The organism is Paenibacillus sp. SAFN-054 (assembly GCF_051966755.1).
Taxonomy (GTDB): domain Bacteria; phylum Bacillota; class Bacilli; order Paenibacillales; family Paenibacillaceae; genus Paenibacillus_AQ.
In genome coordinates, this window is record NZ_JBQCKS010000001.1 from 1 (window position 1) to 14,348 (window position 14,348).

General features: G+C 51.6%; 18 protein-coding genes. 12 read left to right on the plus strand and 6 right to left on the minus strand.

The window, feature by feature from the left end:
• Positions 1-207: 207 nt before the first annotated feature.
• The gene (locus ACTHPM_RS00005; protein WP_440393160.1) at positions 208-1,125 is read right to left on the minus strand and encodes a LysR family transcriptional regulator; all 918 of its coding nucleotides are present in this window, start codon (positions 1,123-1,125) and stop codon (positions 208-210) included.
• A gap of 224 nt (positions 1,126-1,349) precedes the next feature.
• On the opposite strand from ACTHPM_RS00005, the gene ACTHPM_RS00010 reads away from it, so the two are divergent.
• From ACTHPM_RS00010 to pstB, 4 genes are all read left to right on the plus strand, one after another.
• Entirely contained in the window at positions 1,350-2,249 is a 900-nt protein-coding gene (locus tag ACTHPM_RS00010) for a phosphate ABC transporter substrate-binding protein (protein WP_440393161.1), read from the plus strand.
• 93 nt (positions 2,250-2,342) lie between these two features.
• Positions 2,343-3,269 (plus strand): phosphate ABC transporter permease subunit PstC, encoded by a 927-nt coding sequence (pstC, locus tag ACTHPM_RS00015; protein WP_440395296.1) that lies wholly within the window; start codon positions 2,343-2,345, stop codon positions 3,267-3,269.
• Positions 3,266-4,162, plus strand: a complete 897-nt coding sequence (gene pstA / locus ACTHPM_RS00020) for a phosphate ABC transporter permease PstA (protein ID WP_440393162.1) — start codon at positions 3,266-3,268, stop codon at positions 4,160-4,162. The genes pstC and pstA overlap by 4 nt, the downstream gene beginning before the upstream one ends.
• 12 nt (positions 4,163-4,174) lie before the next feature.
• Positions 4,175-4,942, plus strand: coding sequence for a phosphate ABC transporter ATP-binding protein PstB (pstB, locus tag ACTHPM_RS00025; protein ID WP_440393163.1), 768 nt, complete (start codon positions 4,175-4,177; stop codon positions 4,940-4,942).
• A 118-nt stretch (positions 4,943-5,060) separates the two neighbouring features.
• On the opposite strand, the gene ACTHPM_RS00030 is transcribed toward pstB, so the two are convergent.
• The 5 genes from ACTHPM_RS00030 to ACTHPM_RS00050 all read right to left on the minus strand — a co-directional run bounded on the left by ACTHPM_RS00030 (position 5,061) and on the right by ACTHPM_RS00050 (position 8,032).
• A complete protein-coding gene (locus ACTHPM_RS00030) occupies positions 5,061-5,483 on the minus strand; it encodes a universal stress protein (RefSeq protein WP_440395297.1) in 423 nt (140 codons plus the stop codon).
• Positions 5,484-5,498: 15 nt separating this feature from the next.
• A complete protein-coding gene (locus ACTHPM_RS00035; protein WP_440393164.1) occupies positions 5,499-6,716 on the minus strand; it encodes an MFS transporter in 1,218 nt (405 codons plus the stop codon).
• A 54-nt stretch (positions 6,717-6,770) separates the two neighbouring features.
• Positions 6,771-6,953: a hypothetical protein gene (locus ACTHPM_RS00040; protein ID WP_440393165.1), complete on the minus strand. Its 183-nt coding sequence runs from the start codon at positions 6,951-6,953 to the stop codon at positions 6,771-6,773.
• A gap of 147 nt (positions 6,954-7,100) precedes the next feature.
• Positions 7,101-7,298, minus strand: a complete 198-nt coding sequence (locus ACTHPM_RS00045) for a hypothetical protein (RefSeq protein WP_440393166.1) — start codon at positions 7,296-7,298, stop codon at positions 7,101-7,103.
• 146 nt (positions 7,299-7,444) lie between these two features.
• A complete protein-coding gene (locus tag ACTHPM_RS00050; protein ID WP_440393167.1) occupies positions 7,445-8,032 on the minus strand; it encodes a helix-turn-helix domain-containing protein in 588 nt (195 codons plus the stop codon).
• A gap of 377 nt (positions 8,033-8,409) precedes the next feature.
• Between ACTHPM_RS00050 and ACTHPM_RS00055 the strand changes: the two genes are divergently transcribed.
• From ACTHPM_RS00055 to ACTHPM_RS00090, 8 genes are all read left to right on the plus strand, one after another.
• Positions 8,410-9,549 carry a polysaccharide deacetylase family protein gene (locus ACTHPM_RS00055; RefSeq protein ID WP_440393168.1) on the plus strand — a complete coding sequence of 380 codons (1,140 nt, stop codon included), beginning with the start codon at positions 8,410-8,412 and terminating at the stop codon, positions 9,547-9,549.
• Between the two features lie 234 nt (positions 9,550-9,783).
• Positions 9,784-10,254 carry a MarR family transcriptional regulator gene (locus ACTHPM_RS00060; protein WP_440393169.1) on the plus strand — a complete coding sequence of 157 codons (471 nt, stop codon included), beginning with the start codon at positions 9,784-9,786 and terminating at the stop codon, positions 10,252-10,254.
• 167 nt (positions 10,255-10,421) lie between these two features.
• Positions 10,422-11,657: an MFS transporter gene (locus ACTHPM_RS00065; protein WP_440393170.1), complete on the plus strand. Its 1,236-nt coding sequence runs from the start codon at positions 10,422-10,424 to the stop codon at positions 11,655-11,657.
• A gap of 98 nt (positions 11,658-11,755) precedes the next feature.
• A complete protein-coding gene (locus ACTHPM_RS00070) occupies positions 11,756-12,175 on the plus strand; it encodes a phage holin family protein (RefSeq protein ID WP_440393171.1) in 420 nt (139 codons plus the stop codon).
• Between the two features lie 87 nt (positions 12,176-12,262).
• Positions 12,263-12,550: a Dabb family protein gene (locus ACTHPM_RS00075; protein WP_440393172.1), complete on the plus strand. Its 288-nt coding sequence runs from the start codon at positions 12,263-12,265 to the stop codon at positions 12,548-12,550.
• Positions 12,551-12,705: 155 nt separating this feature from the next.
• A complete protein-coding gene (locus ACTHPM_RS00080; RefSeq protein ID WP_440393173.1) occupies positions 12,706-13,131 on the plus strand; it encodes a DUF86 domain-containing protein in 426 nt (141 codons plus the stop codon).
• A gap of 193 nt (positions 13,132-13,324) precedes the next feature.
• Entirely contained in the window at positions 13,325-13,774 is a 450-nt protein-coding gene (locus ACTHPM_RS00085) for a hypothetical protein (RefSeq protein WP_440393174.1), read from the plus strand.
• A gap of 19 nt (positions 13,775-13,793) precedes the next feature.
• Positions 13,794-14,168 (plus strand): YtxH domain-containing protein, encoded by a 375-nt coding sequence (locus tag ACTHPM_RS00090; RefSeq protein WP_440393175.1) that lies wholly within the window; start codon positions 13,794-13,796, stop codon positions 14,166-14,168.
• The last annotated feature ends 180 nt before the right edge of the window (positions 14,169-14,348 follow it).

The following is a 14,348-nucleotide window of genomic DNA, read 5'->3' on the forward strand; positions in this document are numbered from 1 at the left end:
CGGAATTGGCAGACGCGCACGGTTCAGGTCCGTGTGGGCTAACCCCCCGTGGAGGTTCGAGTCCTCTCGACCGCATCCTAAGTTAGAAGAGACTGTCGCATCCTTGTGATGCGGCAGTCTTTTTGCATATGCACAATTAAACAAGGCTGCATCGGCATCAAAGGGCACTCCGCAACCATTCGCGAAGTGCCTTTTTGCATGTATAGATTATTGGGCATCCCCGTTTCCCTGTATCGTTTGTATCACATATTTCTTGAACTGCTCGCGAAGCGGTGTCAGCGGCTGGTCCGAAGGGCTTGCAAGCACGCCGTAAACGGCCCGTTCCGCTTGTCCGGGCAGAGGCAGCGACTGGAGGGCACCCGAAGCAAGTTCGGCCCGAACGCACGATACAGGGAAGATGCTGATGAAGCCGCCAGCCTGCACCATGCTTTTCATCATCTCCGGCGAGTCGGTCACGGTCCGCTCCCACAGATGGATGCCGCAAGCGGCCGCGTACGAGCGTGTATATTCCATCATGTACGTGCCTTCGCCGTGCTGCACGAAAAACTGCTGGGCGAGCAGCTGCTGAGACAGCGCTTTGAGTCCGGCAAAAGCATGACTCTTCGAAAAGATGACGGCGGCTTCATCGGGGACGATCGTTTCTTCTTGTACCGTCTTCGCTGATTCCGGTCCGGGTGGAGCAGAATAATAGAAGGCCAGATCGATCTCCTGACCGAGCAGCAGCTCCCGGATCGCCCGGGTAGGCTTGACGCTCAGCTCGATTTGAACGCCAGGATAACGGCAGCAGAAACCGTTGATCAAGGGCGGGAGGATGTACGACCCCATCAGACTGTCCGCACCGATATGCAGATGCCCCTTGTTAAGATCCGCATAGTCCTTCACCGCCTTCCTGGCTTCAAGAGCCATCGCCGTCATTTTGACCGCATAGGGATAAAGCGCCTTTCCCGCCTCCGTTAACCAAATCCGGCCCCTCTTCGATTCGAAAAGGGCCACACCCAGATCCTCCTCCAGGCTTTTCATGTGAAAAGTAACCGTCGGCTGCTTCATATCTAACTCCCTCGCCACGTCGGTTACCTTCTTCAATCTCTCTATCAGGACTAAAACCTGCAATTTTAACAAATTCACGGATATTCCCTCCCGATAAACCCGTCTCTAACACTAATTATAGAATTAATCTATGGGATTATAAACATTTTGTATGGATTTTTATTTTTCATTTTACAAAACGCGTCATTTTCCAAAATGATAGAGAACTACAATGAGTTTGTCGGCAGCAAGTGATAGAGTTGCCATGACAAACACAGAACAGGGGGAAACAAAAAACGATGAAACTCAAAAAACCATTACTTATGATGTGTACGTTGGCACTGGTGGCTGTGCTGGCCGCCTGCGGTAGCAAAGATACGCAAGGAGACAGCAGCGCTTCGGGAACGGCGAATAACGATAAAGCAGCAGAATTGAGCGGCTCCGTTCTGGCGGTAGGCTCGACGGCCCTTCAACCGCTGGTTGAGCAGGCGGCCCAGAAATTCATGGCGGAATCCCAGTATTCCAAAATTCAGGTGCAGGTTCAAGGCGGCGGCAGCGGCACGGGGTTGACGCAAGTGGCGGGAGGCCAAGCGGATATCGGCAACTCCGACGTCTTTGCGGAAGAGAAGCTGAAGGATGAAGCGAAAGATCTGGTAGACCACCAAGTCGCGGTCGTAGCGATGGCTGCGGTAACGAACCCGGACGTCGGCGTGGACAATCTGACGAAGCAGCAGCTGGTCGATATTTTCACGGGTAAAGTGAAGAACTGGAAGGAAATCGGCGGAAAGGACGAAGCGATCGTCATCGTGAACCGTCCTGCAAGCTCCGGTACGCGCAAAACGTTTGAAAAATACGCACTGGGTACATCCACCGAAGACCTGAAAGGTTCAATCCAGGAGGAATCCTCCGGTACGGTCAAAAAAATCGTGTCCGAAAGCCCGGGCGCCATCGGTTACCTGGCTCTGTCCTACCTGGACGACAAAGTGAAAGTCGTTAAATACGAAGGCGTGGAAGCAACGGTGGAGAACGTGGCGGCAGGCAAGTATCCGGTATGGGCTTACGAGCATATGTACACCAAAGGCGAACCGAAGCCTGAAGTCAAAGCATTCCTGGACTACATCACATCGGATGCCGTACAAAACGGCGACGTGGTCGAGCTCGGATATATCCCGGTTTCCAAAATGGAAGTGAAGCGCGACGTTGACGGCAACATCACGAAATAAGCAGCCCTGATGGAACCATGAAAAGCATGAAAGAGGCGGAAGGAGCATTCTGCCTCTATTTTCACATTAGAAAGAAGGACAACGATGAAAGCTATGGATGAAAGGCCCGTTCAGATTGAACCCGCCCGTTCGCACCGCTTGAAAAAACATCATGCTGAAGATCTTGTCGGCCGGAGCTATACGTTTATTTGTGTGGCTTTGCTCATTGTCATCATCTTATCAATCGTATATTTCGTCGCATCCAAGGGGCTCGCGACGTTCTTTCGCGACGGCGTCAGTCTTGGCGATTTTCTGTTTGGCACCACCTGGGATCCGGAGGGCAATAATGGGGAACCGATGTACGGCGTGCTGCCGTTTATTTTTGGCTCTTTCGCTACCTCACTGCTCGCCGCGCTGATTGCCAGTCCGCTCAGCATCTGTGCTTCTTTGTTCATGACCGAAATCGTTCCCGGCTGGGGCAAGAAGCTGCTGCAGCCGGTCATCGAGCTGCTGGCGGGCATTCCTTCGGTCGTGTACGGCTTTATTGGCCTGACGGTCGTCGTTCCGGTTCTACGGGATATATTTCCCGGTCAAGGCATCGGGATCGCTGCCGGCGCGCTGGTGCTTTCCGTCATGATCCTGCCGACGATCACGAGCGTAGCCTCGGACGCGTTGTCCGCGCTGCCGCGCGGCCTCAAGGAGTCCTCGTTCGCCCTGGGAGCGACACGCTGGCAGACGATCTCCAGAGTTATTTTGCCAACGGTGCTGCCTTCGATTCTTACCGGGGTCGTACTGGGGATGGCGCGCGCGTTTGGCGAGGCGCTGGCGGTACAGATGGTGATCGGCAACGCGCCGCATATTCCGCGTTCCCTGTTTGAATCGGCATCCACGCTGACCAGCGTCATCACGCTTGACATGGGCAACACCGTCATGGGATCCGTACACAGCAACGCGCTCTGGAGTATGGCGCTCGCGCTGATGTTCATGACCTTTATTTTCGTAGTGATCGTACGGCTCTTGGAAAGGAGACATCGGATATGAAAGCGAAACTGACCGACAAAATTGCAACTTTTTTCATCGTGGTGTTTTCTTTGCTCATCGTAGCGGTGCTGGTGGGATTGATCGCATTCATTCTGGTGCGCGGCCTTAGCCACATCAATTGGACGTTCCTGACTTCGGTGCCGCAAACCATCCGCGCGGGCGGCGGTATTGGGCCGCAGCTGTTCAACTCACTGTTCCTGCTCGTGCTGACCTTGATCATCACGGTTCCGCTGGGACTCGGCGCAGGCATCTACATGGCCGAGTATGCGAGGCCCGGCAAAATTACGGGAACGATCCGGCTGGTCGTCGAAGTGCTGTCATCCTTCCCGTCCATCGTGGTCGGCCTGTTCGGCCTGCTGCTCATCGTCAATACGTTCGGATTCGGCTTCTCATTGTTCTCGGGGGCGCTGGTGCTGACGATCTTTAACCTGCCGCTCATGGTCCGCATTACGGAGCAGGCGTTCCGCAGCGTACCGAAGGAGCAGAAGGAGGCGGGGCTCGCGCTTGGACTTTCCAAGTGGAAAATCATTTCGTCTGTGCTGTTCCCGGTGGCTCTGCCGAGCATCGTGACGGGAACGGTGCTGGCCGCAGGCCGCGTGTTCGGGGAAGCTGCCGCGCTGCTGTTCACGGCAGGGATGTCCACGCCGCGCCTTGATTTTACTAACTGGAATCCGCTCAGCCCGACATCGCCCATCAATCCGTTTCGTCCGGCCGAAACGCTGGCGGTGCATATCTGGAAGATCAACAGCGAAGGCCTCGCGCCCGATGCCGCGGCGATTGCCGCAGGGGCTTCGGCCGTGCTCGTCATCCTGGTCCTGCTGTTCAATCTGTTTGCCAGATGGATCGGCGGCGTGCTGTATAAAGCTATGACGGCTTCGAAACGAATGGGATAGGGGGATACCATCATGCTAACCATGAACAATACATCTTTTCGTACAGAGCATCTCAGCGTATTTTACGGACAGTACGAAGCGGTTAAAAATATAAGCCTGAACTTTCCCGAACAGAGCGTAACCGCCCTGATCGGTCCGTCAGGATGCGGCAAATCCACGTTTCTGCGCTCGCTCAACCGGATGAATGACGAAATCACGCAGGCGAAAATCAAAGGACGCATCTGGATAGAGGGCGAGGACATCAATGACCCTTCAACCGACGTGATCCAGCTGCGCCAAAAAATCGGAATGGTGTGGCAGAAGCCGAACCCCTTCTACAAATCGATATACGAAAATATCGCGTTCGGTCCAAAATATCACGGGATCAAGGATAAGAAGAAGCTTGACGAGATCGTCGAATCGAGCCTGCGCAAGGCGGCGCTGTGGGATGAGGTCAAGGATCGCTTGAAGCAATCGGCATTATCCCTCTCCGGAGGTCAGCAGCAGCGTCTGTGCATCGCCCGCGCGCTTTCGGTGAACCCGCGAATTCTGCTGCTGGATGAGCCGGCGTCCGCGCTGGACCCGGTGTCGACTTCCAAGGTCGAGGAGCTGATCGTCGAACTGAAAAAGGAGCTCAGCATCGTGATTGTGACCCACAACATGCAGCAGGCGGCGCGCATTTCCGATTACACCGCATACTTTTACCTGGGCACCTTGATGGAGCATAACGAAACGGAAATTATTTTCACCAATCCGGAACAAGCCATGACGCAGGAGTATATTTCCGGGCGGTTTGGTTAATCGCATGAAGAGATCCGCAGCATTCGCTTCGAAGATTCGCTGCCATACGTAAAAAGGTATCCCCAGGTTCATAACCGTAAAGGGATACCTTTTTTAGGTTGTGCTGTTATCGTACAGCTTATCTGACGATCATGACCGGACAATGCGCGTGCTGCATGACGCTGTGGCTGACGCTGCCGATCAGCAGCTCGGACATCAGACCGATGCCGCGGCTGCCCATGATAATCAGGTCCGCGTGCTGCTCTTCCGCCGTCTGGCAAATGGCGGCAGCGGGATCGCCGGTTTTGATGAAGGTTTCAAAGGAGACACCCTGCTTGGAGAGAGATTCCGTAGCCGGAGCGAGAATGTTATCGCCCTCCTCCCGGATGCGCTCCTCAAGATCAATGCCGACCGGGGGCTCATTGATCGAAATGGAGGGATTAACGTGCAGGACGGCCAGTGCAGGTTCCTTTTTCAAACCTTGGATCAGCGAGACGGCTGCTTCCAGCGCACGCTGGGCGTGCGCGGAACCGTCAACGGGAACAAGAATGCGTTTATAAATATGTGTTTACCTCCTTTAGTGACCTTCGGCTCTGTCCACATGCGTGAGATGCCGGCGGCGGACAAGCAATGTGACTACACCTAGAAATACCATCAAGGCGCCAAAATAAAACGGTGTTTCCGGATGGTACCATTCGGACAGCTTGCCTGCGAGCCAAGGAGACACAGCACCACCCAAGAAGCGGACAAAGCTGTAGGAAGCCGAAGCGACGGAACGCTCGACGGGGGCTGCCTGCATGACGGCTGTCGTAATCAGCGTATTGTTGATCCCAAGGAAAATACCGGCGACGATGACGCTGACGATGACGGTTTTCGGAGAGTGATTGTACGTGCCGATCCCCATGACGATCAGAACGATGGTAAAGAGGGTAAGCACCGTACAAATTGACTTCACGACGCTAAAACGCTTTTGCAGCTTAGGGGCGACGAATACGGATGTGAAAGCAAGCAGAATGCCCCATCCGAAGAAGACATAGCCAAGGCCATGCTCGTCGAGTTCCATCACGTACGGAGAGTATGCCATCAGCGTAAAGAAGCCGAAGTTGTACAGGAAGGCCGTAATGCCGAGCGTCAGGAGTGCCGGATAGGAAAGTGCCTTGAACGGATCGGCTAAGGTACTGGCCTTCTTGGGCTTCGGTACGGATGGAAGCATGAAGATGACGAAAATAAATCCGACGAGCATCAGTCCGGCAACGCCGAAGAAAGGGCCGCGCCAGCTGATGGAACCCAGTTCGCCGCCGAGAAGCGGCCCGACCGAAATGCCCAGGCCAAGTGCGGCCTCGTACAGAATAATTGCTTTGGCTGTGCCGGACGTGGAGAGGCCGACGATGGCCGACAATGCCGTCGCGATAAACAGGGCGTTACCCAGCCCCCATCCGCCGCGGAAGCCGACGATTTGTCCGATGGAGCTGGAGAAGCCGCCGAGCGCAGAGAATATAATGATAAGAAAGATACCGGCAAGAAGCGTTTTTTTGATGCCGATCCGGCTGGAAATGACGCCCGTGATCAACATGGCGATGCCGGTAACGAGGTTATAGCTCGTGAACAGCAGGGATACCTGGCTCTTGCTCGCATGCAGCTGCTCTGCGATGGCAGGCAGGATCGGGTCGACGAGACCCAGCCCCATGAAGGAGATGACGCAGGCAAAGGCAATGGCCCAGACGGCCTTCGGCTGGGAGAGCAGCCCGGCTTTCCTTTGTTCAAGTTCTAACGGTTGTGAGTCTTCCGATTTCATAAAGTTCATGACCTCCGATGATGTAAATAGTTTTCATTTTTTCAACACTGCCCATCACAAATAAACGCCGTCATGAATGGTGGCGATTATAGTCGCTATGCTCCCGGCTGTCGATCCGGATACCGCCATCGCTCTAGCTTCCGGTGCAGGAAAGACGCCTGGCTCTTCGTGGTACCGGATCGTTCTCTTGGTCAAGCGGCATGTTTTGGCTGCGTCATCAAGTTTGTACTCATCCATGTCTTTCCTCCCTTTTCGTATGTTGTTCCTGACATACATCATTCTAATACTATCTAACGTTAACGTCAACGTTAACTTTAGGGGGATTTCCATTATTTTATGGGAACCTGTCTATATGTGGTGGGTGCAATAGCAAGCTTGCATCAGCTATTTGCGGTGGGTAGAAAGAAATCGCGGCCACAGGACGGTTATCGCAATTCCTGCTGCCGCTCCTGCCACGGCGCCAATGCTGACGCACCATATTAAAGAAACGGGCTCCAGCCGAAGCAGAAAGGCCCAGCCGCTGGCCATCGTCGTTCCCGACAGAATCCCCAGCGCAAGTCCGACGTCTTTTCCGATCTTCATGCAGTGTTTCTCCTTCCGGCATTCCTTCGCTTTACCAATTTGAAGCTTACTATGCCCAAAATAAAACAGCTCTATAAGCCGGGTCAGTACCGGTTCATAGAGCTGTTTGCCATGTATGGCTTATGAGTGGAGCAGCTTACGCGGAATTACATATCGTGAAGAATGCAATCCGCAAACAAAATGGATTTCGGAATGCGGAAGAAAAGCTCCGCGCGGTCCTGAAAGCTAGGTGAAGGCAGGGTTCCTTGGTGCAGCCATTTGCGGAACGTTCCCGGGTGGATATGCATCCATTCGCTGACGTCGCTGACGGACAGATCATGTACCATGCAAAGGCCGGTAAGAATTTTGTTATCCACGGGCGAGCGCGTCAATGTTCTGCGCATGAAACGCGATGAGGATGGTTGGCAGATAATCGGACTGTTCGCGGTAACCGAGCGGTTAAAAAGAATATGATGCGGATAGCCGAGGAACTGGCACACTTTGTCCAAATTCTTCTTGCCGGGAATGCGTCCTTCATACACCCATGCGCTAACGCTGCGTGAAGAGACGCCGAGCTCCTCGGCCAGCTGGGAAAGCTTGATGTCATTCGCCATCAGTACGGCCAAGAGGACCCTGTTGCGGATCTGGCAGCGGGAAGGCTTGCGGAAGCGCTTAACGCGTATGCCTTTGCCCAAATATTTGCGGTTGATCAGAGACCACGCCTGAATTGAATGCTGTTCTTGTTGTCTAGGCATATTTCCTCCGAAGTTTTTCTTAAAATTCTACATTTTTATCGCTCTTATTTCAATAGTAACTATCGCCCATTTATCCGTCCTTTTTCCTACCAAAATGCAGGTCACAACGGCAAAAGCAGGTAGTCTGGCATAGACAGGCACCTATCATTCTCCTCCATATCCTGAAATTACCGAAAAGATGACGAAAATGGTTACTGAATTGAAATTGAAACGCTGCAAGGATTCAGGGTACAATGCAGTGGAACTATTATCAATTGATAGTTTGATATTGTTTTATACTGGATTGCTAGATTCGAAAGAATAGAAGGAAGGTAGAAACACCGTACTCCTCCTCCGAAATCTATGCAAAATACGCAGAAAAAGGTTGGTAGAGAGATTTGAAAAAGCTTTTGCAAGGCTTCAAATGGTTCTTATCGTTTGTACTCATCTTCAGCTGCGTTCTTTACGCGGCAAACAACAATGCAACAGCGGCGGGAAGCTCGGCAAAACCGGTGAAGTATTCCGTTTTTGCAGCCGTGAATGACAATCTTGTTACATATCCGATGTCTCCAGTCATACATACAGGCACTTTATATGTTCCAATCGTGCAAACGGCGGCGGCCATGAACGTGACCGTGCAGTACGCCCAAGGAAAGGTCACTCTAACTCACAGCGGGGGGAAATCCGTGAAGCTGCCGGCTGACGGCAAGAGCACGTTCGTAAAGAACGGCAGAACGTTCATCTCGTTCCGTGTCATCAGCGAAACCTTCGGTTACCAGCTGTCTTACCTATCGAAACAGAACGTGTACCGCGCCATCAATGGCGGTGCATCTTTGACGGATGCGCAGTTTGCAGCCAAGTACAGCAGCTTTATCCAGCAGCATAAGGCTGCGTCTGGAACGAAGGCCCCTGCGGCTTCGGGATCAAGAACGATTTATATTACATTTGACGATGGTCCCTCCCCATATACGCCTCAGCTGCTGGATGTGCTGGACCAGTATCATGTGAAAGCCACGTTCTTCATGCTGGGCAAACAAATCGCCAGTCATCCGGCTTCTGCGGCGCGTATCGTCAAAGACGGCCATAGTGCTGCACTGCATGGCATGACGCATGTGAAGAACAAATTTTATGCTTCCCCGTATTCGGCGCTGAACGAAATGAATATGGATAACAACAAGCTGCACCAGGCAGCAGGGGTATATTCGAAGCTGATTCGTGTGCCATATGGCAGCAAGCCGTATTTTACGAAGGCTTACCGAGATCAGACGGCCGCATACGGGTACCATCTGTGGGATTGGAACATCGACTCCAACGATTGGAGATATCAGAGCAACCCGCAAAAAATTTATGATAATGTCATGAAAGACTTGAAGAACATGAAGAGCAAAGGGGTGACCCCGGTCGTGCTGTTCCATGATCAGCATGCGACGGTTACCATCTTGCCGAAGCTGATCAAGGCCATCCAGGCGGAAGGCTATACGTTCAAGCCGATCACGAAAGACATGACACCGCAAAATTTCTGGCATGACGAACGCTGATAGACAAGAATCTAAAGCCCCGGGACTCCGGGGCTTTTTTGAAGAGATAGGCTTAAGCAGGACTTTCGCTCTGTTTTTGTTTTTGGTAAGGTAAAGGTATGGAGATGAACGTTCAGTAGGGGGGCTTTCATGACAAGCGAGGGCTTGGGATCAGGGAGCGGAGGAAGTCTTCTGTTCGGAGGTGTGCCCTCTATATCACGCTGATTAATGCATTTACGGGTGGGAGGACAGACCATGAACATAGAAGATCAGGTCATGACGGGTTTCAGAGACTTATATAACAAGATCGTATGGCTTAATAAGGATAAGATGGAGGACAGTCTGAAAGGGTACACACCTTCGGAAGTACACTGCATTGAATACATTGAAAAAAATGCGGATTCTAACGTGACAAAACTTGCGGAGTCCTTTTACATGACCCGCGGTGCTATAAGTAAATTAACGAAGAAACTCATAGAAAAGGGCCTTATCGAAAGCTATCAGAAGTCGGACAACAAGAAAGAAATCTATTTCAAGCTTACAGAGAAGGGAAAAGTCGTATATCAAATCCATGAGGATCTGCACAAACAGTTTCAAGAGCGGGATAAAGCCGTCTTTGAGCAGGTCACCGAGGAACAATTGGATAGTATGCTTAGCTTCATGGACATGTACAGCAGACATTTGGATGCGGAAATCAAGAAAAAAGGTGTCGGCATGAAGCCTTAATACATTTGAATATAAAATATTCGAACCAAAAATTCGAACCCACAGGCAGTCTACTCCATGAAGGAGGGCTGTTTTTTTTGTTGATAATTTGTTGACAAGGAAACAAAAATACAATACGATGAATTTGTTTCCTGGGAACCAAAATCTAGTTTTAAGGGGAGGATATCATGTTCAAATGTAAATCACGTCTTAAGCGGGACGTAGAACGAACCGTGGATAAGCATGCTTTAATATTCGGTCTCATCTCTGTGTTCCTTTGCGGAATCGGCTTCAGTATTATCACGCCGGTCATCCCGTTCCTCGTGCAGCCTTATATCAGCCGTCCGGGCGAACAAGCGATCGTCGTAACGCTGCTGACCTCCGTTTACGCATTCTGCGTGTTTTTCGCAGCACCCGGACTTGGCGCTTTGAGTGACAAATATGGCCGTCGTCCATTGCTTTTATCATGCCTTTTGGGCTCTGCGATCGGTTACTTTGTTTTTGGCATCGGAGGAGCTCTATGGGTACTGTTTGCCGGACGCATCATTGAAGGCGTGACAGGCGGGAGTATAAGCACGATATTTGCCTATTTTGCAGACATCGTCCCTGCGGAACAGAGAACTAAATACTTCGGATGGTTGAGCGCGGTTGTGGGCGTAGGCACCGTCATCGGTCCAACGATGGGCGGACTGCTCGCGAAGTTCGGTTATTCGGTACCCATGTATGTCGGAGCCGTCATCACGCTGTTGAATGTGGTTTATGGATTCTTTTTCATGCCGGAGAGCCTTAAAAAGAAAAATAGAATCAAAGAACTGCCGTTTTGCAGACTGAATCCGTTTACGCAACTTGCAAACGTGCTTTCCGTGAAAAACTTGAAAAGGCTGCTTGTCTCGGCGTTTTTGCTTTGGCTCCCGGGCGGCTCCCTGCAGTCCGTTTTCTCTCAATTCACGATGGATACATTCCATTGGAAGCCAGTACTCATCGGGCTCGTGTTTTCAATTATGGGCGTCCAAGACATCATCTCCCAGGGTCTCATTATGCCCAGACTTTTGAAAAAACTCAGCGATGTATGGATATCCATTCTTGGAATGGTTGCGGAGATGCTTGGCTATGGCCTGATCGGACTGTCTGCTTTGTTCTCATTCTATCCTCTTATGATCGCCGGAATGTTCATGTTCGGATTTGGCGATTCGATCTTCGGGCCTTCGTTCAACGGGATGCTGTCCAAATCGGTCGATTCCAGCGAACAAGGAAGGATTCAAGGAGGTAGCCAATCCATTCAGGCTTTAGCGAGAATGATCGGACCTCTTATTGGAGGCCAAATCTATGTATCGCTTGGTCATGCCGCACCCGCTTTTATGGGGACGATACTTCTCGCAGCAGCCATCGGCCTTTTATGTAAGGGGACAGCGTTTGTAAAATAGCAAATATGAAATAGGCTTCGTGTAGATGATGTATGGCTTCGCGCACCCTTGCTCCCTTTCATACGATATACCAGATGATAGAAGGAGGAGGGGAAGGGATGAATTCACTTGCCGTTAACAGCATCAGCGCACTCGCGGGAAGCGTGATTACTGCCGCTTTCGGAAAATGGGATCAGCTGCTCTGGATCTTTTTGTTCATGATCGTCCTGGATTACGTTACTGGCGTTCTTGCTTCCATCAAGGACGGCACGGGGCTGAAGAGCGAAATCGGCTTTTGGGGGCTGACGCGCAAGGCGTTAATGTTGGTCGTTATTGTTCTTGCGCATCAGTTGGATCTGCTGCTCAGCGGTGGGACGGACGTGATCAAGACCGGGGCGATATACTTTTATATGTCGAACGAGCTCATTTCGATTACGGAAAATTACGGACGACTGGGCCTTCCCATGCCCTCCAAATTGCGAAAGGTGATTGCCGTCCTGCAGAACAAAGACGATAAAGACGAACGGCAGAAGCAATAAGGCATTCATAACTTCTCTTTTCCTGCGCGGGTGGATATGGTATATTTTTTTTGTAACCTTTCGATTGGGACAAGGAGAATGCATGCCATGATTAAACATATCGTTTTTATCAAGCTGAAAGACAGAACTCCGGAAAGCGTTGACAAAACAGCCGGGATTTTGCGCGCCATGAAGGGACAGATTCCGCAGCTGCTCGCCATCGAGGTGGGCGTGGATATCGTTCATTCGGAGCGTTCCTTTGATATTGCTCTCGTCACCGAGGTAGCCTCTCTGGAGGATTTGCAGGCCTATCAGGTGCATCCTGTTCATCAGGAAGTGGTTCGCCATTTGAATGAGGCAAAAGAAATATCCTTTGCCGTGGATTATGAAATCTAGCAGATAGGAAGACTGATTATGAGCGATTTGGAATACCCAATGGAAACATTGACTCTGCTTGTCGTCTTTGTCGTGGCTATTTTCGTCATGTTTTTCTGGCTGAAGCGCCGCGGTAAAAAAGGCAAATAATTATCTGCAGCTTGGAGGTACAGGCCGTGTACTATGTGAATAAGGAACAGATTCAGCAGCGGCTGGATGCGATTCCTGAGATTGCCGCTGGCTTGACGAAAGCAGCCGAATCATGGGATGGTGGCGTCGTGCTGGGCATGGTTCAGGAGCGCGCACTGCATTTGGCGATCGAGGTCGTGACGGATGTAGGGAGCTATCTGATCGACGGCTTTATTATGCGGGATGCCAGCAGCTACGAGGACATTATGGAAATCAACCACGAAGAGAAGGTATTCGACGGGGAGATTTATCAGGTCCTGCTTCAGCTGGTCAGCCTCCGCAAGCCTTTGGTTCAGGAGTATTATACGTGGAACCGCAGCGAGCTCCATCCGCTTACGGCGATGCTGCCCGGTGTTCTTGAGAAGTTTGCCGAGCAGGTCCGGGAATATATCCAGCAGGAGCTCGTGATGTAATTTCGGTTTTGCGATTGTTTGGTTATTGGAATCAAGTCAAGCCCATCCGGAAAGGCCGGATTGGGCTTATTGTTTTGTTACGGAATATTTTCCGTGAAAAGAAAGGATGTCCGCTGTGTCAGGACAATCTTCCCCTGCTTATAATATCCTACAAATAGGCATTAGCCCGTAAGGGCGAAGGGAGTGACACACCATGGCGGAATGGGGAGCAGTAATACTGGCTTGCGGGTTTATTCTGTTCGCCGCTGTAGCAATCATCCTTCTACATACGCTGCGAAGAGTGCTGCTGCGGACCGAAGACGTACTAGGCAAAGCGGGACTTGAAATATCGCAGCTGGCCTCCGAATCGAAGGAACTGCTCGTGCAGGCCTCGGCCACCTTGACGCTTCTTCAGAGCCGGGTAGAGGAAGTGGAGCCGTTCTGTGAATCGCTCAGGATGGCAGGAGTCAGCCTGACGAATACGATTCAGCGGGCCGATTCCATCAGCCGTCAGGTAACTGATTCTGCCATGGAACGCTTGGAAAGAGCCCACCGGGAGAACGAGCTGCGTTTCGCGGAAGCTTTCCGGTGGCTGGATGCCGGATTATCGGTATGGCATTCGTTCAAGCGCCAGTCACAACCACCCGCGGACGACCATGCCTGAGCCGAAGGAGAGATGAGCGATGAAGGAAAAGAACAAAAGCTTGTTGTGGGGCGCGTTAATCGGTAGCGTAGTAGGTTCGGTAACGGCACTGCTGCTGGCGCCAAAATCGGGCAAGGAGCTTCGCCAGGATATCGCTGAAGGCGCCAAAACAGTCGGCAGCAAAACGACGGAGCTCGCGGGCAGAGTCGGCGAGCAGGGGGCATTCCTGATCGGTAAGGTCAAAGATACGGCTGGCGGTGTGATTTCGGATATCCGGAGCTGGCGCAAATCGGAAGATGACCAAGACGATGCGGAGGATTCCATCGGGCTGGCCCAGATCTCTTCGTTAAGGAAAAGCAGCGGGGATGACAAGGCGGATGAGAAGAAGTTCAAGCAGGATAAGGAAGAATTGTAAAAGCCGAATTGTAAAGCGCGATGTATTCCGGGCAGGCTCGCTTCCCTCTAATTCAGAGAAGCGAGCCTGCTTTTGTGTGGGTTAATTGCAATCATAGCATTGCTAGCCATGCGGAATTGATTTATGATGTGAGGTACGTTTGTTTTGTTATTTTCATATGATAGAGAGCAGAGAGCATAA